Origin of the sequence: Streptococcus sp. KR, assembly GCF_002238115.1 — a bacterium.
Classification (GTDB): domain Bacteria; phylum Bacillota; class Bacilli; order Lactobacillales; family Streptococcaceae; genus Streptococcus.
In genome coordinates, this window is the sequence record NZ_NGVM01000350.1 from 1 (window position 1) to 223 (window position 223).

The 223-nt window shown below is 36.8% G+C and carries 1 protein-coding gene; it reads right to left on the reverse strand.

The features are described 5' to 3' along the window. The coding region (locus tag CBI42_RS12250) for an AAA family ATPase (protein ID WP_179211452.1) at positions 1-216 on the reverse strand (216 nt) is incomplete at its 3' end. Positions 217-223 lie beyond the last annotated feature (7 nt).

Consider the following 223-nt stretch of genomic DNA (forward strand, 5'->3'; position numbering starts at 1 on the left):
ATCCCTACTACCTTGTGCTGGATTACGTGTATCAAGCTTGACAATATCAATGTTTGGTTGACCTGCTAGTACATTAGTAGTGCGATCCACATCAACTACCAAAGTTTTTCCTGTTAAATATTTCAATGTGCTTGTTTTTCCAGTACCAGGTTGAGCATAAATCAAAGCCGTAAAATCTTGCGCTCGGTGAATATTTGATGCATGTTCAATTTCCAAATTATTT